18 protein-coding genes are annotated in these 18,412 nt (G+C 72.4%); 9 read left to right on the plus strand and 9 right to left on the minus strand.

Features of this window, described 5'->3' with window-relative positions; genetic code table 11:
* Positions 1-96: 96 nt before the first annotated feature.
* Both NUM_RS36070 and NUM_RS36075 read right to left on the minus strand, forming a co-directional pair.
* On the minus strand, positions 97-888 hold the full coding sequence (locus NUM_RS36070) for an arginase family protein (RefSeq protein WP_207129418.1): 792 nt from the start codon (positions 886-888) through the stop codon (positions 97-99).
* Entirely contained in the window at positions 881-1,588 is a 708-nt protein-coding gene (locus NUM_RS36075; RefSeq protein ID WP_207129419.1) for a GntR family transcriptional regulator, read from the minus strand. Before NUM_RS36075 ends, NUM_RS36070 begins: the two co-directional genes overlap by 8 nt.
* Positions 1,589-1,841: 253 nt before the next feature.
* Here NUM_RS36075 and NUM_RS36080 point away from each other — a divergent pair, with 253 nt between their 5' ends.
* Both NUM_RS36080 and NUM_RS36085 read left to right on the plus strand, forming a co-directional pair.
* Positions 1,842-2,135, plus strand: a complete 294-nt coding sequence (locus NUM_RS36080; protein ID WP_207129420.1) for a DUF1330 domain-containing protein — start codon at positions 1,842-1,844, stop codon at positions 2,133-2,135.
* A gap of 381 nt (positions 2,136-2,516) precedes the next feature.
* Positions 2,517-3,530 (plus strand): AraC family transcriptional regulator, encoded by a 1,014-nt coding sequence (locus NUM_RS36085; protein WP_207129421.1) that lies wholly within the window; start codon positions 2,517-2,519, stop codon positions 3,528-3,530.
* Between the two features lie 67 nt (positions 3,531-3,597).
* On the opposite strand, the gene NUM_RS36090 is transcribed toward NUM_RS36085, so the two are convergent.
* The 3 genes from NUM_RS36090 to NUM_RS36100 all read right to left on the minus strand — a co-directional run bounded on the left by NUM_RS36090 (position 3,598) and on the right by NUM_RS36100 (position 5,760).
* Positions 3,598-4,218: a hemerythrin domain-containing protein gene (locus tag NUM_RS36090; RefSeq protein ID WP_225919071.1), complete on the minus strand. Its 621-nt coding sequence runs from the start codon at positions 4,216-4,218 to the stop codon at positions 3,598-3,600.
* A gap of 33 nt (positions 4,219-4,251) precedes the next feature.
* Positions 4,252-4,713, minus strand: coding sequence for a carboxymuconolactone decarboxylase family protein (locus tag NUM_RS36095; protein WP_207129422.1), 462 nt, complete (start codon positions 4,711-4,713; stop codon positions 4,252-4,254).
* A 327-nt stretch (positions 4,714-5,040) separates the two neighbouring features.
* Positions 5,041-5,760 carry a DinB family protein gene (locus tag NUM_RS36100; protein WP_207129423.1) on the minus strand — a complete coding sequence of 240 codons (720 nt, stop codon included), beginning with the start codon at positions 5,758-5,760 and terminating at the stop codon, positions 5,041-5,043.
* A 307-nt stretch (positions 5,761-6,067) separates the two neighbouring features.
* On the opposite strand from NUM_RS36100, the gene NUM_RS36105 reads away from it, so the two are divergent.
* Positions 6,068-6,736, plus strand: a complete 669-nt coding sequence (locus tag NUM_RS36105) for a Type 1 glutamine amidotransferase-like domain-containing protein (protein ID WP_207129424.1) — start codon at positions 6,068-6,070, stop codon at positions 6,734-6,736.
* A gap of 45 nt (positions 6,737-6,781) precedes the next feature.
* Here the strand turns inward: NUM_RS36105 and NUM_RS36110 are convergent, their stop codons facing one another.
* From NUM_RS36110 to NUM_RS36125, 4 genes are all read right to left on the minus strand, one after another.
* Positions 6,782-8,287 carry an Hsp70 family protein gene (locus NUM_RS36110; protein ID WP_207129425.1) on the minus strand — a complete coding sequence of 502 codons (1,506 nt, stop codon included), beginning with the start codon at positions 8,285-8,287 and terminating at the stop codon, positions 6,782-6,784.
* Positions 8,288-8,440: 153 nt separating this feature from the next.
* Positions 8,441-10,342, minus strand: coding sequence for a S9 family peptidase (locus NUM_RS36115; protein WP_207129426.1), 1,902 nt, complete (start codon positions 10,340-10,342; stop codon positions 8,441-8,443).
* Between the two features lie 195 nt (positions 10,343-10,537).
* Complete coding sequence (locus tag NUM_RS36120) at positions 10,538-11,149, minus strand: TetR/AcrR family transcriptional regulator (RefSeq protein WP_207129427.1); 612 nt, start codon at positions 11,147-11,149, stop codon at positions 10,538-10,540.
* Positions 11,150-11,330: 181 nt separating this feature from the next.
* The gene (locus tag NUM_RS36125; protein WP_207129428.1) at positions 11,331-12,611 is read right to left on the minus strand and encodes an aminotransferase class I/II-fold pyridoxal phosphate-dependent enzyme; all 1,281 of its coding nucleotides are present in this window, start codon (positions 12,609-12,611) and stop codon (positions 11,331-11,333) included.
* 276 nt (positions 12,612-12,887) lie between these two features.
* On the opposite strand from NUM_RS36125, the gene NUM_RS36130 reads away from it, so the two are divergent.
* From NUM_RS36130 to NUM_RS36155, 6 genes are read left to right on the plus strand one after another with little or no spacing between them, the layout of a single operon-like run.
* Positions 12,888-13,145 (plus strand): acyl carrier protein, encoded by a 258-nt coding sequence (locus NUM_RS36130; protein ID WP_308440610.1) that lies wholly within the window; start codon positions 12,888-12,890, stop codon positions 13,143-13,145.
* 53 nt (positions 13,146-13,198) lie between these two features.
* Positions 13,199-14,422, plus strand: coding sequence for a beta-ketoacyl-[acyl-carrier-protein] synthase family protein (locus tag NUM_RS36135; protein ID WP_207129429.1), 1,224 nt, complete (start codon positions 13,199-13,201; stop codon positions 14,420-14,422).
* On the plus strand, positions 14,419-15,558 hold the full coding sequence (locus tag NUM_RS36140) for a beta-ketoacyl-[acyl-carrier-protein] synthase family protein (protein WP_207129430.1): 1,140 nt from the start codon (positions 14,419-14,421) through the stop codon (positions 15,556-15,558). The genes NUM_RS36135 and NUM_RS36140 overlap by 4 nt, the downstream gene beginning before the upstream one ends.
* Positions 15,555-16,532, plus strand: a complete 978-nt coding sequence (locus NUM_RS36145; RefSeq protein WP_207129431.1) for a beta-ketoacyl synthase N-terminal-like domain-containing protein — start codon at positions 15,555-15,557, stop codon at positions 16,530-16,532. Before NUM_RS36140 ends, NUM_RS36145 begins: the two co-directional genes overlap by 4 nt.
* Positions 16,529-17,401, plus strand: a complete 873-nt coding sequence (locus NUM_RS36150) for an alpha/beta fold hydrolase (RefSeq protein ID WP_207129432.1) — start codon at positions 16,529-16,531, stop codon at positions 17,399-17,401. Before NUM_RS36145 ends, NUM_RS36150 begins: the two co-directional genes overlap by 4 nt.
* Entirely contained in the window at positions 17,398-18,405 is a 1,008-nt protein-coding gene (locus tag NUM_RS36155) for an acyl-CoA thioesterase family protein (protein WP_207129433.1), read from the plus strand. The genes NUM_RS36150 and NUM_RS36155 overlap by 4 nt, the downstream gene beginning before the upstream one ends.
* Positions 18,406-18,412: the final 7 nt, after the last annotated feature.

The raw sequence follows: 18,412 nt of genomic DNA on the forward strand, positions 1-18,412 counted from the left end.
GGGACGGGTCCGGACGGCAGGGTTCCGGACTCCCGGAACCGGTGCCGGCCGGCCGCCGCGTCGAGTGCCTTGCGGTGTCCGGAGCCGGGTACGGGTTCAGGTCAGGCTGGCGCCGAGCGCCGTGGTGAGGCGGGTGATGGTCCGGCGGGTGGCGTGGTCGTCGACGTGTTCGGGGAGCCAGGCGCAGGCGAGGTAGGCGGCGGTGACGTCGGCGGTGGCGCAGGCGGCGGCCAGGCAGTCCGCGATCTGGGCGAGGGAGGGCCCGGGCCCGGAGGGAAAGCGCGCGCCGGGCAGTTCGGCGCCGTCGATGACGTCGATGTCGAGGTGGAGGTAGACGGGGACGGGGCCCAGCTCGTCGAGCGCGGAGACCACTGCGGCGGGATCGGCGGGCACCCGGTGGACGTGGCTGCCGGTGAGGGCGTCACGCTCGGCGGGGTCGAGGTCGCGGGCGCCGGCGAGCACGACGTTGGTGTCCGGGACGGGTCGCAGGTCGAGCGGGTCGTCGAACAGGTCGGGTGTTCGGCCGGTCAGCATGGACAGTGCCATGCCGCCGAGGTACCCGCTGGTCGAGATGGCGGGGGTGTTGAAGTCGCCGTGCGCGTCCAGCCACAGCACGGCCAGGTCGCGATGGCGGCGCTGCAGGGCGGCGACCGCGGCGCGGGTGGTGGGGCAGTCGCCGGAGAGCACCAGCGGCCTGGCGGCCGACGCCACCGTGTCGAGGGCGGCCCGGTGCAACCGGCTCATCCGGGCGGCGACGGAGCCGGCAGGAAGGGCCGGGCGGGGCGCCTGGGCGGCGGTGTCGGGGATCGGGAACGCGGGGAGGTACTCGTCGAGGTGCCAGGGTGTGACGACCAGATCCCAGCCGCTGTCGGTGCCGTGGTCAGCCATCGGCTGTCTCTCCTTCGTTCCGGTTCGCGAGCAGGTCGAGTAGCCGTCGCAGTTCGGCGGCGCCGGCGTGCAGGTGCGCGGTGAGCTCGGCCCTGGCGTGGTCGGGGCCGTCGTGCAGCGCGTCGAGGAGCTGGCGGTGGTCGTCCGTGGTACGGCCGAGCTCGCGGCGGGAGCGTTCGGCCAACGCCAGGGCGAGGCGCTGTTCCTGCTGGAGCTGGCGGTGGAAGCGGCGCAGCCGGGGGCTGCCGGTGGCCGCGACCAGGGTGGCGTGGAAGAGCCGGTCACCCTCGAGCGCATCGGTGGTGTCGTCCCGCTCGAAGGCGCGTTCTATCCGGTCGACCAGGTCGGAGAGCTTCTGGTAGATCGCCGGATCGCGGTGCTCGGTGAGGGCGTCGACCGCGACCAGTTCCACGGCGGCGCGGGCAGCATAGATGTCGGCGACGTCGGGCCCGGTGATGTCCGCGACGATGATGCCGCGGTTCATCTGGTAGTGGACCAGGCTCTCGCCTTCCAGCGTCCGCGCGGCCTCGCGCAGGGTGCTGCGGGAGACACCGAGCTCGCCGGCGAGGGCGGCTTCACGCAGCGGGGTGCCCGGCGGCAGCCGGCCGGACAGGATGGCCTGCCGGATGGCCTCGGTGGCCTGCTCGGTGGTGCTCCGGCGCTGGATGTTCGCGCCCAGGCCGGAGATCGGGCTCGCCATGTCAGCAGCCCCTCCGGCGAGGCACGTCGGTGCTGTCCGCGAATCGATGCACGACCATGCCCTCCACGTTCGCTGTTCGCAGTAGGTTGTCATATTGTCCGGCAATCCGGCAAGAGGCGGCGCGCGGCCCGGTCGGACCTGGAGATCCGTTCGCGACGATGGGTGTGCGGGGAGTCCGACGGCGCCCGGGGCACGGCCGACCTGCATCGTGAACGCGACGTCGGATATGTTCCGACCGACACTGGAGGTTTCTGTGGCAAAGGGCTACTGGGTCAGCGTGTACCGCACCATTTCGGACCCTGAGAAGTTGGCCGCCTACAACAGCCTGGCCGGTCCGGCCGTCCGGGCTGCGGGCGGGCGGACCCTCGTCCGTGGCGGCCGGGTCGTCGCGCGCGACGCCGGGATCGCCGAGCGCGCGGTCGTGGTCGAGTTCGACAGCTTCGAACAGGCCGTCGCGGCACAAGAGAGCGAGGCCTACCAGGAGGCGCTGGTCGCGCTGTCCGACGGCGTCGAACGCGACTTCCGCATCGTCGAAGGCATCGAGTGACCGAACAGCGCCCTCCCGCTGAACGCCTTCGCTGAGGCGACGGCTGCCCGATCCCTCACCTTGTCCGTCGCCAGCGAAAGAGCAGCTACGGGTCGATGGCTGGCAACGGGCGGGGGAGTACGTGTCGATCGGGGTGTCCGTGCGACGCTTGCCCGCCCCGACGACCGGTGCCCCACTTGTCCTCGCCTCGACGGCCATGGCCATCCACAGTGGACACGCTGGTCGGGCAGATCGCCACGATCCGGTGTGGTTGCGCCGATTCCCGCGTCGAGACCGGTCGCCGAGATCGCGGCGAGCGGCGTGTCGGAGCCCCTGCTCGCACCACCCGAGTCGTCCTTTCGTTCGACCGGATCCCGCCATCCGTCGGGCTACGATTCCGCCGTGATCGACGGAACGGTCCCGAGCCGGCAGGCCGGGCTGCTGCTGGGGGCGCTGCGTCGCGCTGGGCTCGGAGAGGGCGTCCGGGCCCGGCTGCCGGAGTTGGCCGACGACGTGCTGGCAGACGAACTCGCCCGCCCGTCGACCTCCAGCGCGATCCAGCTGTGGCGCGAGTTCACCCTGCTGCCGGACGACACCTTCATCGACTTGTTTCCCGCCGGCACGCTGCCACTGGGCGCGTTCGGCGTCTGGGACTACCTCTACACGGCCGGCCACGACCTCGCCGACTCCATCCGGCTGGCCACCGCACACATCGGCAACCTGGCCGACCCCTCCGTCGAACGACTCGAACTCATCGAAGCCGACGGGCTGCTGAGGTTGCAACGCGCCAACAGCGTCCCCGGTGACCCGGACGTCGCGGCCGTGATCGAACAGTTCGCCATGCTGCTGTACCTGTCCCGCTCCCGCGACGCGACCGGCCGGATGCTGACCCCGGCGCAGGTCAGCTTCACCCAACGCGCGCCGCGCCGGCACGGCAACCTTGCCCGTGCTCTGGGCACGAACCGCATCGAGTTCGACGCCGAGTACAACTCGCTGACGCTGCGCAGCGACGACGGTCGGCTCGAGATCCCCCAGTTCCGGCCGGGACTGGGCGAGGTGTTGGGCAGGCACGCCGAGATGCTGCTCACCGCGTCGCGGCCGGTCCGATCCTGGCACGCCGGCTTCCGTACCGTGTTGCGGCGCAGCTTCGACGGCCGCGAGGTCTCTCTCGATGCGGTGGCGCGCCGGATGCGCATCAGCACCCGTACCCTGCAACGCCGGCTCGCCGAGCACCACACCACCTGGCGCGAGGAGGTGGAGGCAGCCCGCCGTGACGTGGCCACCACGCTGCTACGCGACAGCCCGCTGCCGGTCGCCGCGATCGCCGCCCGCGTCGGCTACAGCGACGTACGCACCCTGCGTCGCGCGGTCCACCGATGGCACGGCCGTTCGCCCAGCGCGCTCCGAGCAGCCTGATCGCGCCCTGGCACCAGCGGTGACCGCCGCCGTCCCGATCCGGTGCCGGCGGCGGTCACCCGGCGACTCACGCGCGGCGCCACAACTCCAGCGCCTCGTACGCCGGCTGCCACTGCGTCAGGTACGCCTGGTACGCCGGCTCGGGCAGCGGCGAGAGCATCGTGGCGCGTACCCGCTCGTCGGCCCCGTCCAACAGCCACGGCAGCAGCCGCGGCGCGTTCGGCCCGATCCGCTGCGCATGCACCTGACCGAAGTGCCCCCACTGCTCGGGCGTCAGGAAGGCCCCGATCACCGGCAGCGCCGCGCCTTCCTCGTGTTCGAGGTGACCGTTGAGGGCGGTGACCAACGCGTCGAGCAGGTCACCCACCGGCGCCTCCGGCTCGCCCAGCGCCGCCTCGATGTCCTGCAGGATCGGATCGATCGCGGCGTGCTCGGCCTCCATCGCATCCAACAGCGCCAACTCGTCCGGTCGGTCGACCAGCCGCTGCCGCATCGCCGGCCACAACGCGTCGTCCTCGGCCGTGTGATGGATGTGCAGGGAGGTCTTGAACAGGTCCCAGCCCACGGCCGTGGCGAGAACCCGTCGGGGCTCGTCACCGGCCTGGCCGGCGAACCGGGCCAGATGCGTCATGTCCCGGCGCAGCGCGTCGTGCATGGCGTACATCGCCGTCATGTCGAGAGTGCTCAAAGTCGTGTCCTTCAACGCTGCTAGGGAACCCGGTCAGCCCCAGGCGGCCCCGGCCGGCTCCTGGATGGTGGCGTTGAGGCGGTTGAACAGGTTGGTCACCGAGATGACCAGGATCAGCGCCGCCAGCTGCTTCTCGTCGAAGTGGTCGGCGGCCCGGCCCCACAGTTCGTCGCTGACCGCCTCGGACGACCGGTCGGCCAGCCGCGTCATCGACTCGGCCAACTGCAGCGCGCTCCGTTCCGCGTCGGAGAACCACGGCGCCTCCCGCCACGCCGCGACTCCCGCGATCCGCTCACTGCTGGTACCGGCCTTGATCAGGTTCTGGGTGTGGGCGTGCACGCAGGCGCTGCACCCGTTGATCTGGCTGGCTCGCAGCCCGACGATCTCCTGCAGTTCGGGCGACAGGCCGCCCTGGTTGACGGCCTTGAAGATGCTGCCGATGCCCTTCATGCCATCGGGCAGCACGAAGGCCGGGTTCTTCATTCTCGCGGGCATGCGTTCCTCACTTGCTGGATCCGGTCGACTGCGGGCCGGGAAATCCAGGCCCGCAACCGAACCGTAGAGCCAGGCGGAGCGCGCGAGGGAGGACCTCACACGCCAGCCACCGGACCCAACCCGCCAGGATTCCTGTCACTGGGCCGGTTCGTACGCTCAGGTCGAAGCTCACGCACGCGGGCTCGTGCCGCTGGGCGGGGCCGTGCCATTCCCGGCCGAGTGCCCGCGTCGTTCCCGGCCGAGTGTCGACCGTGCGGAACGCACCCGACGCCGACGAGGCGAGCGGACCCGTCGCCAGCACGAGCGGCCCCGGGCCCGTGACCGGCTCTACCCGGCGTCCTGCGCCTCGATCAGGTCGAGGTCGCGGACGCAGAAGCCGTGGTGCTCGAAGGTCTCGTTGAGCACGGTGCCGAGGCACTGCCGCACCGAGCGGCCCCGGGCGTACGGCGGCCAGACGTCGTCGTCGGGCACCGGTGCCGGCGCCGCGAGTTGCGCGGCGCTGACCTGGTCGAGCCAGGCCTGCAGCTCCGCGGTCTGCGCCGCACGCACGCCGACGATCTCGTCGAGGCTGGGATCGAGCGAGAGGTCGATCCCGTGCGCTTCGCGGTAGGGGTCGACGGTGGGACCGATGCCCATCGGCGTGAACAGCTCCGTCGAGCCCAGGCAGCAGCGGCGGAACCACGAGTCGTGGACGAAGACCAGGTGACGCATCGTCTGCACCGCCGACCACTCGTCGTTCACGCTGCGGCGCTCGATGCCCGGGGTGCGGCGGATCCGCTCGATCGTGGCGGTCCAGCCGGCGTGGAGCCGACGCGCTGCCTCGCGCAGGTCGGCAGGCTCCTCGGAGCGGATCAGCACCCGCACCGGATGGCGCCGGTCGAGCTCGGCCTCGACGTACTCGGTGACCTCGACACCGTTCACGACGAGGTTGGTGACCAGCCCGTCGATGACGGCATCCTGCATGACGACGCCGATCAGGCGTGCCCCGGTCAGATCGCACTCGCGGAATTCCGCTCCGTGCAGGTCTTCGTCCACATATCGCGTCATGCTCGGCATGCTAGGTCCGGGCACCGACAGGACGGCTGCCTGCGGCTCGATTCGGCCTCATGCAGGTCCTGACCGAGCGCGAGGAACGCGTGACCGTCCTGATCTTCTTCTCCCCCGGTGCCGCGACGGTGCGGGCAGGCGGAGATCCGTCGAATCTCCGGCCGGGTGGTCGGATCCGGACCGTTGCGTTCGTGGAACAGGTGAACGGCGCCGATCGAGGCGCCACACGCGAGACAAGGAGCCAGGCGATGACACGTCCGCGGTGTTCGCGCGACCCGAATCCGTCGCACCCGACTCGGGAGGCGTCGTGAAGCTGCTTCTCACCTCCGGCGGCGTCACCAACGAGAGCATCCGGGATGCGCTGGTCGATCTGCTGGGCAAGCCGATCGCCGCGTCCCGTGCGCTCTGCGTCCCCACGGCGCAGTGGGGTCAACCGATGCTCGGGCCCGTCTCGGTGCGCAACTTCGTCGTCGGCGAGCCCCCGTGGCACCCGATGACCGGCCTGGGCTGGGCGTCCCTGGGCGTCCTGGAACTCACCGCGCTGCCCAGTATCGGAGCGCAGCGGTGGGTGCCCTGGGTCCGCGAGGCCGACGCGTTGCTGGTCGACGGTGGCGAGGCGACGTTCCTGTACCACTGGATGCGGGAGTCCGGGCTGTCCGGGCTCATCGCGTCGCTACCGGAGACGGTCTGGGTCGGGCTCAGCGCCGGCAGCATGGTGATGGCACCGCGAATCGGGAGCGACTTCGTCAACTGGGCCGCCGCGCCGGACGACCGCACGCTCGGGGTCGTCGACTTCTCGATCTACCCGCACCTGGACCACGAACAGCTGCCGGACAACACGATGGCCGACGCGGAACGGTGGGCCGCCGACCTCGGCGGACCCGCGTACGCGATCGACGACCAGACCGCCATCACGGTCGCCGACGGCACGGTCGAGGTCGTCTCCGAAGGGCACTGGAGAGCCTTCCCCGCATAGCCGCCGACGCCTGTCAAAACGCCTCGGCGCCCGGCTCGTGCCCTCTCAGCTGGCCCGTACCAGCAGGGCGATCGTCGTGACGACGTAGTACCCGACGGCGACGACGGCGGCCGGGCGCATCGACCTGGCCTCGTCGCGCCCGAACCGCAGCATCAGGGCCCATGCGGCGATCCAGACGATGCCGGCGCTGAGCAGGTTGAACAGGCAGCACAGGATCGTCGCCCACCAGGCAAGGTCGGCTGCGTAGACCAACATGAAGGTGAGAAACAGCCCACCGGCCAGTACCAGCACGCCGACCGGTACCGAGAGCCCCTCGGCATCGTCGCGGCGGGTGTCCTGGCCGTCGTCCTGCCCGTCGGTCCGCGGCGGCGGGTGGAAGGGCGAGTCGGGAGCGGCCGTGGCTTGCGGGGCGGGCGCGCCTGTGGGCCGGTCCGACGCTTCGCCCGGGACCGGCGTCGGCCGCGCGGTGGCTGGGCGGCCGGCCGGCCGGCGATGCGGGGCACCGGCGTGGACCGCGAGGAGCGCGCCGTGGGCAACGGCGAACTCCGGCTGTTCGGTGACGATCGGCGGGATGCGCAGCGCCCGGTGCAGGGTACTGGCGACGAGCGGCATCCGGCTGGCGCCCCCGGTCAGGTACAGCGCGGCGCGCGGGGGCACCTCGAGCCCCGCGGTGGCCAGGGCCGCCCGGGTGGCGCGAACCGTACGGTCGATGAGTGGTTGCGCGATCGCGTCGAGCTGTTCGCGGCCGAGCGGCGCGTCGAGGTCCAACAACGGAACGTGCACGAAGGTCTGCGCGGATCGGGACAGCAGTTCCTTGGCGGTGCGTACCTGATCGAGCAGTTGGCGCTGGTGCCGCTGGTCGGCGGCGCTGGCCGGCTGACGCAGGCGCGTCCAGGCATCGGGGTCCCGGTGCCGGTAGGTGGCGTCCAGGTGGGCCAGGATGGCGGCGTCGATGTCGAGTCCGCCGGTGTCCGGCAGCCCGTCGGAGGCGAGGACCCGATCGGCGTGGACGACGGACACGTCGTGCGTCCCTCCACCCAGGTCGTACACGATCAGCGGTACGCCGGAGCCGGCGGCGCTGTCCGGCCGGTGCCGGTGCGCGGCGGCGATCGGCTCGGCGAGCAGGTGCGGCTCCGGCAGCCCGGCCCGTTGCGCCGCGTGCACGAGCACCTGCCGGCGCCGGGTGCCCCAGGCGGCGGGATGGGTGAGGACGACCGTACCGACGTCGCCGGGGGTGGACCGGTCGGCGTCCTCCGCGGCCCGGCGCAGTACCGCGGCGAACAGCTCCGGCACGTCCACCTCGGCGCCGAGCAGGACGCTGCCGTCGTCGATGCGGAGCTTCGGGTTCGGCTCCAACCGTTCCGGCGCGGCACCGGCCGCGTGCAGGGCGTCCCGCCCGACCAGCAGCGTCCCGGCGTCCTGCGCGAACACCGCCGACGGCAGCACCGGGGAACCGTCGAACAACAGCTGCTCGATCCGTCCGTCCGGCCGACGCAGCGCGGCGACGGTGTTCGACGTACCCAGGTCGATCGCCAGCGTCGCATCCGTCACGGCCGCAACCTACCAACGGCCCGCCCGATCACGCGCGGACGCCGGTGGTGCCTCGCCGGCCCGGTCGGCTGGCTGGACCGCGGCGTGCGCCGGCGTCGAGGAGTCACGGACCAGGCATCGCCTCGTGCGGCGACGAGTGCCGGGCCCGACCGGTCAGCCCTGGAGCCAGCGGTCGAACCAGGCGCGGGTGCGGCGCAGGAAGTCGAGCTGGTGGTTGCGTTCCTCGATCGAGTGGCCCTCCCGGGGGTAGACCACGAACTCGTGCTCGACGCCGAAGTGCCGCAGCGCCCGGTGCAGGTACACGGCCTGCCCGAGCGGGACGTTGGTGTCCTCGGCGCCGTGCAGGATGAGCACCGGGGTACGGATGCGGCCGGCGAAGGAGATGGGGCTGACCGCGTCGTGCGGGTGCGGCCCGGTGCCGGACCAGCCGGTACTGCCGCCGAGCGCGGCCTCGAACTGGCCGTTCTCCCCGGTCGCGGCGAGCATGCCCCAGTCGGTGACGCCGGCGCTGACCAGCGCGGCCCGGAACCGTTCGGTCTGGCCGACCGCCCAGGCGGCCATGAAGCCGCCGTGGCTCCCGCCCGCGATGCCCAGCCGGTCGGGATCGGCGATGCCCTCGGCGACGAGCCGGTCGATGCCGGCCAGGATGTCGGTCCACTCCTCCCCGCCGACCCGCCCCGCCACCCGGGCCGCGAACTCGTGCCCGCGGCCCTGGCCGCCGCGCGGGTTGGGCAGGAACACCGCGTACCCGGCGTCGGCGAGCCACTGCGCGCTCGGATGCCAGAACAGCTGGAGGCTGTCGGCGTACCGGCCGTACGGGCCGCCGTGCACGATGGTGACGAGCGGGAACGGTCCGTCCGCGGCGCTCCGGCCGACCGGCAGCACCAGCAGACCGTCCAGGTCCAGGCCGTCGGCGGCGCGGTAGGCGAGCGGCCGCTGGGTACCGAACGCGACACCGTCCAGTTCCGGCCGGGTGTCGGTGACCTGGCGCAGCGGCCCGGCGGGCGAGCCGACGTACACGTTCGTCGGCCGGTACCGGGCGCCGGTCAGCGCCGCGACCGTCGTCCCCGCGGGGGTGGCGGTGAGCGAGTCGAGGTGCCCAGGGTGTTGCGACAGCGGCGTCGGACCGTCGCGGTCGAGCCGGGCCAGGGTGGTGTTCAGCCCGTCGGCGAACACCACCAGCGGGGCGGCCTCGGTCTGCACCAGCTCGGTGGGGCACATCGGCAGACCGGCGGTCCGGTTGCGCCGCGCGCCACCGCCCACGGCCAGGTCGAACACGGCGGTACCGGCCGCCAGCAGCGGTGGGGTGAGGGCGAGGTACCCGAGGTGCCAACCGTCCTCGTCCGGCCACCAGGCGAGCGACTGCGCGTCGGCCTCGACCGGTCCGAGGTCCTCCGCGGCGCCGGTGGCGGGGTCGAACAGGTACACCCGCCCGGTGCGGGGACCGTAGTCGAGGTCGGCGCTCGCCTGAGTGAGTACGGCGAGCGGGCCGCCGTCGGGTCGCTGCCGCAGCTCCACGACGTGCCGGTCGACGAACACCGGCGGCGTGGTGAGCTGGCCGGTACCCAGGTCCAGCAGCCGCAACCGGCTTCGCGGCTCCCGCGCGCCGACCACGATCGCGTCGTCGCGGTCCCGGGCACGGCGGACGTCCTGTTCGGTGGGCTCGTCCTCGGCCAGCAGCGCGACCAGCTCGGGATCGCCCAGCGGCAGGTGATCGACGATGCCGGTGGGCCAGTCGGTCACCGCGGTCACGGCGCCGCCGGCGAGGGTGAGCCGGTGCACCTGCGGAACGCCGCGCTCGGCCCGATCGGACAGGAAGTACAGCGTGCCCGAGTCCGCCGACCAGCGCGGCCGGGACTCCGTCGCCGTGTCGGCGGTCGCCCGACGCCACCTGACCTCGCCGTCGAGGTCGGTGAGCCAGAGCTCGGTGTCGAGGTGGTCACCGGCCCGGCTGCCGGGCGCGAGAACGTAGCACAGCAGCCGCCCGTTCGGGGCGAGCGCCGGGTCCTGCGGTACGCGACCATCAACCACGAGCTCGGCGGTCAGACCTGTCATGCGCCCAGTCTGCCCACGCCCCCGGCACACCACGCAAACGAGTTTGCCGCGGGCCGCGCGGCGGGTTTCCGGGCAGCTCGTCGCCGGCCACTCGGCGTGAAACTGCCGCTTCCCACGCGTACCGCGCGGCGGTTCGTCCCGAACTCTCCAGCCGACCCGAGCCGCCGCTCGACGAATGCCCCTCGGACCGGCGGATCATCCGGGTGTCGGTGACGGGGCGAACAGCCTGTCCAGGTACTGGTCGATCGCCGTCAGGGCGTCGCGGGGCCGGAGGACGCCCATCTCGAGGAGCGGGGTGAAGCCGGTGAGGGCAAGCAGCAGGTTCGTCTCCACGGTCGGGTCGCGGTCGGCGGTGATGTGGCCGTCGGCGATGGCTCGCCGGACCAGCTTCGCGACCTGGGTACGACCGTGCCGCAGGCCGTCGCGCGCCCTGCTGCGGGCATCGTCGTCGTGCAGCGCGGTCAGCACGTACGCCGCCTGTACCCGGCTCGCGGTCCGGGCGTCCGGCCCCAACGGCAGCATCTCGACCAGCAGGGCCCGCAGCACGTCGCGGGGATGTGGGGCGTCGCCGAGCTCGTGCAGCCGCCGGGTGACCCGACCGGCGGTCTGCTCGGAGACCAGGTCCACGGCGAAGTTCAGCAGTTCCGCCCGCGAGGGGAAGTAGTGCTGCAGCTGTCCGAGCGAGATGCCGGCCTCGGCGGCGACGTCTCGCAGCGACAGCTGCAGGATTCCGTCCCGATCGACGACGCGCCACAGCGCTCGGGCGATCCGGTCCCGGCGCTCGTGCTGGTCCACCTGTTTCGGCATGCGCGCTTCCCCTCGACGGCGCATTGCAATACACCTGACACAATACAGCCGACTTGGAGCCTGGGCGCTCGACGCGTGTACGCACGATGCCGGCGCGACCCTGCCGCTGACGGAGTGGGGGTTGCCGGCTGGCATCACGCCCGCGGTGGCTGGCGGGCGCGGCCGGAGCGGAAGGGGGCGGCTACCGCGGGCGGGTGCCGACGGCCGGGGCGGGGGTGGTCGGGTCGGTGCCGAACGGGTAGACGCGGCGCAGATCGGTGAGGGTCTCGATCAGGCCGTCGATGTGTTCGTCGGTGTGCCCGTTGTTCAGGATGAGCCGCAGCACCGCCTGGTTGCGCCGGGTCACCGGGTAGCTGAACGACGGTACCTGGTAGCCGCGGGCGAAGCAGGCCCGGCGCAGCGCCATGGAGGTCCGCTCGTCGCCGACCTGGATCGAGGTGAAGAAGGTCGGCGTGTCGTTGATCGGCAGACCGGCGTCGATCAGCTTCTTGCGGAAGTCGACCACCTTGCTCAGGTAGGTGTCCACGATCTCGGGCTCGTCGACGGTCAGCAACTTCATGATGTAGCTGGTGGCTGCGGCGGCCGGGGGAAGCATGGCGGCGGTGAACGCGGCGGTGCCGGAGTGGGTCTCGAGCATCAGGATGTCGTCGTCGGAGCCGACGATGGCGCCGCCTTCGAGGCCGACCGCCTTCTTCATCGACACCATGACGAACGTCGCGCGCTTCAGTCCGGTGTACTCGAAGGCGAACGGCCGGTGCGACGGGCCGTACACCAGCCAGCCGTTGGCGTCGTCGACGTAGCTCATCGCGCCGTGCCGTTCGCAGACGTCGATGAGCTGGTTCATCGGCGCGACCGAGCCGTCCACCGAGTACACGCTCTCGAACACGACGACGACGCGCTTGCCGGACAGGTCGCTCAGGACCCGGTCGAGGTCGGCGCAGTTGTTGTGCTTGAACGAGAACAGCCGGTCGCCGTAGGTGAGGTGTTCCAGGCCCTTCCACAGGCTCCAGTGGCTGTCGCGATCGAGGACGAACACGACGTCGGTGTTGTCGATCTCGACGCCCTTGGTCACCGAGAGGCTGTGCGTCATCGCGTGGCAGAACCCGATGTTCGCGAGCAGTCCGCTGGCGAAGCTGACCGCGCGTTGCCGGCCGGCCAGCGCGGCGATCCCGCGTTCCATCTCCTGGTGGGCGTACGTGAGGCCCTGCCCGGCGGTGAACCGCGAGCCGCCGATGGCCAGGCCGTACCGCTGGGCGCCGGTGCAGAAGGCCTGCATCACGTCCGGGCGGTTGTGCAGGTTGAGGAAGTTGACCGCGGCGAAGTTCGTGATCTCCTGCCGGGACACGATCGTCGGCCCCACCGGCGAGTCCGCGATGCTCGGTTCGTCCAACCCGAGGGAGCGGACGCTCTGCGCGAACGACGAGAAGTCCCACTTGTTCTGGGTGAGCTGCGGCGAGGTCATCAACTGCTCCCGGGGAATGTCGACAGCGGTACGCCCGTACCCGGCCGGACTGTACCGGCGCGAGGGGTAGCGGCCCGGATGCTGGCAGTAAGTGACCGCGGGTTCCGCACCTCGACGCCGGAGCGTGAGCGCCGGTCACCGTGCGGTCACCCGGCCGGCAGCATGTTGCCAGCACCGTTGTGGTCGGTGTCGTGGGCTGCCTACCGTCAGCCATCCCTCATCCGTTGGCGAGCGGGCGAACGCGCCGCCGCCAGGAGACCAGAGAGGTCGTTGGCCGTGCCGACACTCACGATGGATGCCGAAACGCGTACCGCGATCAAGGACCTGGTCTGCGACATCCTGGAGATCGAACCCGACGAGGTCACCGAGACCAGCCTGTTCAAGGAGGACCACGGCGCGGACTCGTTGCGCGCCATCGAGATCCTCGCCTCGCTGGAGAAGCGGTTCAAGGTCGTCATCGACCAGGCCGAGCTGTCCCGGATGGTCAACCTCGAGGGCATCCACGCGGTACTGACCGAGGCCGCGAACGGGTGACCGGTCGTCCGACCTGCTGACCGGCCGACGAGCGACGAACCGAGGTGGCGACGATGGCGACGACCAGGAACGCGGACCGTCGGGTCGTCGTCACCGGCCTGGGCGCGGTGTCGAGCGTCGGCATCGGCGCCCACCGGTTCGGCGCCAGCCTGCGGGCGGGCCGCAGCGGAGCCAGACCGATCTCCGCCTTCGACACCACCGGGTTCGCGCATTCGGTGGGCTGCGAGGTGACCGGTTTCGACCCGGCGGCGTGGCTGACCAGGTTCCGGGGCGGTAAACTCGGCCGGGCCACCGAGTTCGCCGCCGCCGGTGCCCGGATGGCGGTCGTCGACGCCGGCCTGCGCGACGAGGACACCCGGCGACGGTTCCTGGTCTCGGTCGGTACCACCGACGGCGAGTCCCGCGACCTGGACCGGCTCACCGAGCTGACGGTCGCCGGCGGCGGCACGTCCGGTACCGCGACGATCGCCCGGCGGATACCGGCGAGCCGGTTGTCGACGGCGATCGCGCACGAGCTCGGGCTGGTCGACGCGGAGACCGTCACGCTGGCCACCGCCTGCGCCGCCGGCAACTACGCCATCGGCTACGGCTGCGACGCGATCCGCAGCGGCGAGGTCGACTTCGCGCTGTGCGGCGGAGCGGACGCGTTGTGCCGCAAGACGTTCGCCGGGTTCTACCGGCTGGGTACGATCGCGCCGGCGCGCTGCCAGCCGTTCGACGCCGAGCGGCAGGGCATCCTGACCGGTGAGGGTGCCGGGATCCTGCTGTTGGAGTCGCTGGCCTCCGCCCGCTCCCGCGGTGCCCGGATCTACGCGGAGGTCCTCGGGTACGGGCTCAACTGCGACGCCGACCACCAGGTCGCGCCCAACCTGGACAGCGTGGCGCGGTGCATGCGGCTGGCGCTGGCCGACGCCGGCATCGAACCGGCCGAGGTGGACTTCATCTCGGCGCACGGCACCGGTACCCGGGCCAACGACGTCACCGAGAGCCGGGCCATCCACCAGGTGTTCGGCGAGGCGCCGCCCCGGACCGTGTCGATCAAGTCGATGATCGGGCACACCATGGGCGCTGCGTCCGCGCTGGCCGCCGTCGGCTGCTCGCTCGCCATCGCGGACGGCTTCATCCCGCCCACCATCAACCATGTGCGTACCGACCCGGAGTGCGACCTCGACTGCGTACCGAACGAGGCGATCGACGCGGAGCTGCGGGTGGTGCAGAACAACGGGCTGGCGTTCGGCGGCAACAACGCCGTGGTCGTGTTCGGGAGCGTCCGATGAGCGCCCGGATCGCCGGTATGGGCGCGGTGTGCAGCGTCGGTGGCACCGTCGCGGAGACCTTCGACGCGCTGTGCGCCGGCCGCAGCGGGCTGCGTCCGCTCGTCGGCTTCGACCCGAGCCGGTACCGGGCGCGCTCGGCCTACGAGGTCGCCGACCGCGCCCCGGGTACCGATCTGCCCTACCGTGCCACCCACCTGCTGGAGACGGCGATCGCGGAAGCGGTACGCCAGGCGGGCATCGGCGACGACCTCGCCGCGGTGCCGGTCCTGGTCGGTACCGGGCTGCGCGAGCTCCGGTCGGTCGAACTGTGGTGGCGGGACGGCCTCGGGGTCGATGCCACCCGGCTGCACTTCGGTACCGCGCTGCGGGAACGGTTCGGCGCGACCGACGTGCACACGGTCGCCAACGCCTGCTCGGCGTCGCTGCACACGCTCGCGTTGGGCGCCGACCTGATCGACGCGGACGAGGCGGACACCGTCGTCGTGGCCGGCGTCGACGTGCTGACCGAGAGCATGTTCGGGTTGCTGGACCGGTTCAACCAGGAGCCACCGGACCGGGTGCGGCCGTTCGACCGCAACCGCCGCGGCGTACTGATGGGTGACGGCGCCGCCGCGGTCGTGCTGCGCCGCGATCGGGACGGCGACGAACCGGCGCCACTCGTCCGGCTGCGGGCGGTCGGGCTCAACTGCGACGCCACCCACGTCACCGCACCGGATCCGCGCGGAATCGCCGCCGCCATCACGCAGGCGCACCGGGCCGCCGGTCTCAAGGCCGCCGACGTCGACCTGGTTCTGTTGCACGGCACCGGTACCGTGCTCAACGACGACGCGGAGTCCGCCGCCATGACGGCCGCCTTCGGGGAGCACGTCGGCTCCCCGGTGATGACCGCGATCAAGTCGATGACCGGGCACACCTCCGGCGCGTCCGGACTGCTCGGCGTCGTGGTGGCGACCGAGTCGCTGCGCTCCGGTCTGGTTCCGCCGACACCGGGGCTGGACGACCCGGCGGAGCCGGCACTGTCGTTCCGGTTCGCGGGCGGCGCGGCGCAACGCCCGGTCGCGATGTCGGTGGCTCAGGTCAACGCGTTCGGGTTCGGCGGGGTCAACGCCGTCGCGATCCTGGAGCGGCGGCCATGAGCGCCGCGCCGCAGACCCGGCCCGGCATGGCGATCACCGGCGTCGGCCTGGCCGTACCCGGGGTCGACGATCCGGCCGACCTGCGCACCGGTGGCTGGCAACCGACCGCGCCTGCGGTGGATCCGGCGGCCCGGCTCGGCCGGCGCGGCCTGCGGTACAAGGACCGCGCGACCCAGTTGGCCCTGTGCGCCGCGCGAGACGCCCTGGCCGACGCGCTGGTACTCACCGAGGACGGGCCGACGGTGGACCCGGAGTCGGTCGCGGTCGTGGTGTCGTCCAACCTCGGCAACCTGGACACGGTCTGCCGGGTCGCCGACACCATCGGTGCCGAGGGCGTCTCCGGAACCAGCCCGATGGATCTGCCCAACGCCTCCAGCAACGTCATCGCCTCGTCGGTGGCGATCCGCTTCGGCCTGCGCGGGCCGAACCTGACCGTCTGCAACGGGGCGCCGTCCGGCCTGGACGCGGTGCGCTGGGCCACCCGCCTGATCGCCGCCGGTCGCGCCGAGCTCGCCGTGGTCGTCGGCGTCGAGACCGACAACGAGGTGGTACGCCGCCTGCTCGGGCCGGGGCCGCACTTCGATGGTGCCGCTGCCGTGGTGGTCGAAGCGGCCGGGCCGGCCGCCGCGCGCGGGATCGCGGCGCGCGCCGAACTCGGCCGGTACGTCCGTGCCGCCGACCTGGCCGGGTGCCTGCGCGAGCTGGGGCCGGAGCCGCCCGAGACCAGCTGGTGCCTGCCGGACGGGCTGGCCGACGAGCCGCTCACCGGTGCGGTGACGCGGATCCCCGACAGCGCGGCCGCCACCGGCGTACTCCAGTGCGTCGTGGCGGCCGTCCGGGCCGACGCCGGTACCGTGCGTGCCGTCGCGGGATCGCGGCACGGCGCCGGCACCGCGGTACTCGAACTGCGACCCGCCGGAGCGGTGCCGGCCCGCACCGCTCCGGCGGGGCACACCGTGGCGGCGGCCGGATGACCTCGCCCGTCACCAGGCCGGCGCCACCGGCCGCCGACGACGCGCCGGTACGCGTGGTGTGCCGGCGCGGCGCGACCGACCGGTCCGGGCGACCGATCCTGCTGCTGCACGGCCTCGCCGACAGCGACGCGGTCTGGGAGCCGCTGCTGCCCGAGTTCGGCCCGGACGAGCAGGTGTGGACGGCACGGCTGCCCTGGCGCGGCGAGGGGGTCGCGGACTGGAGCCACCGCCGGGACCTCACCGGCTGGATCGCCGACGCGCTCGACGCCGTACCGGGGGACGGCTGCGTCGTCGTCGCGCACTCGCTGTCCGCGATCGTGCTGCTGGACCTGATCGGGCAGCGGCTGGCCGCGGGCGCCGACCCGTTCACCCGGTACCGGATCGGCGGGCTGGTGCTGGTGGCGCCGTTCTTCCGGCCCCGGCCGGCGGACTTCGACTGGTCGGTGCTCTCGTACTACCTGGACAACTTCCACCAGATCCTCGCCGAGGGCATCCGCGTCCGGGCCGGCCACCGCACCACCGCCGAGACGCGGGCCGACATGGCCCGCTACCTGCGCGACCGGATCGGGCCGTACGCCTGGGTCCGGTTCTTCGAGACGTTCCTGCGGATGCCGCTGCTGCCGCTCGACCGGTGCACGGTGCCGTGCCTGGTCGTCGGCGGCGGCCGGGACTTCGCGGCGCCGCCGGACGGCTGCGCCGCGCTCGCCGCGGGGCTTCCCGCCGGCACGCTGCACCTGATCGACGGCTGCGGCCACTTTCCGATGTTGGAGGCTCCGGACCGGCTGGCGACCCAGATCGGGTTGCTGTGCGCATCGGCCCGGGGCGGCGACCCGACCACCTCACCTCACCGACTGGAGCACGGCCGATGACCTCGAGCCCGACCGACATCGCCGGCAAGGCGGTCCGCGAGACCGACAGCACGGTGCTGCTGACGCCCCGCTACGAGGGCACGAACATCTGTACCTGGATCGGTTTCAAGCACGTCAACTACCTGGTGGAGGAGGCGGTGCTCGCGCACTTCCGCAGCGCCGGCGTCTCCGCCCGCGATCTCTACGAGGAGTACGGGGTCGGCCTGGACCTGGTCGAGCTGGACACCCGGGTGCTGACCGCGCTGCACGCCGACGACCCCGCCCGGGTCACGGTACGGCCGGTGGACGGCGACGGTGGTGGTGCGCTGCGGTTCCGGGTCGGCATCGAGGTCGAGCAGCGGGACGGCGCCACCATCAGGGCGGCGAGCTCCAAGGTGGCGGTACGGCTGCGCCGGGCGGACGACGCCACCGACGCGCCGCCGGTGCCGGGCGGTCTGGCCGGCCACGTGGCCGACAGCCTCGGTGCCGGCGAACCGGTCGACGTCGCGGTACCGCCGCCCGGCGGGACGCGGCTGGCCGACGGTCGCGGCGGCACCGACGACCCGGTTCTCGCGCCGCTGCTGGCGGACCGCAACGCGTTCGGCTGGAAGTGGCGGATCCCCTACTTCTACTGCCACTTCAGCGAGCGGCTGCAGCTGTCCGGGTACCTGCGGCAGCTGGAGGAGGTCGTCGACCTGTTCCTGGCCGACCGCGGCATCTCGATCCGGGACATGCTCACCGACCGGCAGTGGATCCCGGTGGTACCGCACTCGGCGATCAGGATCCTCGGCGAGGCACTGATGGAGGAGGACCTCTACACCGTCTACACGGTCGACGAGGTGTTCAAGGACTTCACCTACCGCTCCACGATGGACTGCTACGTGCTGCGGGACGGTGCGTTGCGCCGGATGGCCACCGGCACCATCACCCACGGGTACGCCCGGATCCGGAACCGCCGGGACTGGAGCCTGGTCGACTTCGACGACCGGGTCCACCGCGCGCTGGCCGGACCCGGGTCTCGCTGAGCGGATC

It is taken from the genome of Actinocatenispora comari (genome assembly GCF_017312725.1).
Taxonomy (GTDB): Bacteria; Actinomycetota; Actinomycetes; order Mycobacteriales; family Micromonosporaceae; genus Actinocatenispora; species Actinocatenispora comari.

What these genes read in the sequence shown, in the direction of transcription:
- NUM_RS36070 (WP_207129418.1), bottom strand. Translation starts at nt 888, where the DNA reads ATGGCTGACCACGGCACCGACAGCGGCTGGGATCTGGTCGTCACACCC.
- NUM_RS36095 (WP_207129422.1), bottom strand. Translation starts at nt 4,713, where the DNA reads ATGCCCGCGAGAATGAAGAACCCGGCCTTCGTGCTGCCCGATGGCATG.
- NUM_RS36075 (WP_207129419.1), bottom strand. Translation starts at nt 1,588, where the DNA reads ATGGCGAGCCCGATCTCCGGCCTGGGCGCGAACATCCAGCGCCGGAGC.
- NUM_RS36115 (WP_207129426.1), bottom strand. Translation starts at nt 10,342, where the DNA reads ATGACAGGTCTGACCGCCGAGCTCGTGGTTGATGGTCGCGTACCGCAG.
- NUM_RS36155 (WP_207129433.1), top strand. Translation starts at nt 17,398, where the DNA reads ATGACCTCGAGCCCGACCGACATCGCCGGCAAGGCGGTCCGCGAGACC.
- NUM_RS36125 (WP_207129428.1), bottom strand. Translation starts at nt 12,611, where the DNA reads ATGACCTCGCCGCAGCTCACCCAGAACAAGTGGGACTTCTCGTCGTTC.
- NUM_RS36100 (WP_207129423.1), bottom strand. Translation starts at nt 5,760, where the DNA reads ATGACGCGATATGTGGACGAAGACCTGCACGGAGCGGAATTCCGCGAG.
- NUM_RS36150 (WP_207129432.1), top strand. Translation starts at nt 16,529, where the DNA reads ATGACCTCGCCCGTCACCAGGCCGGCGCCACCGGCCGCCGACGACGCG.
- NUM_RS36135 (WP_207129429.1), top strand. Translation starts at nt 13,199, where the DNA reads ATGGCGACGACCAGGAACGCGGACCGTCGGGTCGTCGTCACCGGCCTG.
- NUM_RS36140 (WP_207129430.1), top strand. Translation starts at nt 14,419, where the DNA reads ATGAGCGCCCGGATCGCCGGTATGGGCGCGGTGTGCAGCGTCGGTGGC.
- NUM_RS36120 (WP_207129427.1), bottom strand. Translation starts at nt 11,149, where the DNA reads ATGCCGAAACAGGTGGACCAGCACGAGCGCCGGGACCGGATCGCCCGA.
- NUM_RS36145 (WP_207129431.1), top strand. Translation starts at nt 15,555, where the DNA reads ATGAGCGCCGCGCCGCAGACCCGGCCCGGCATGGCGATCACCGGCGTC.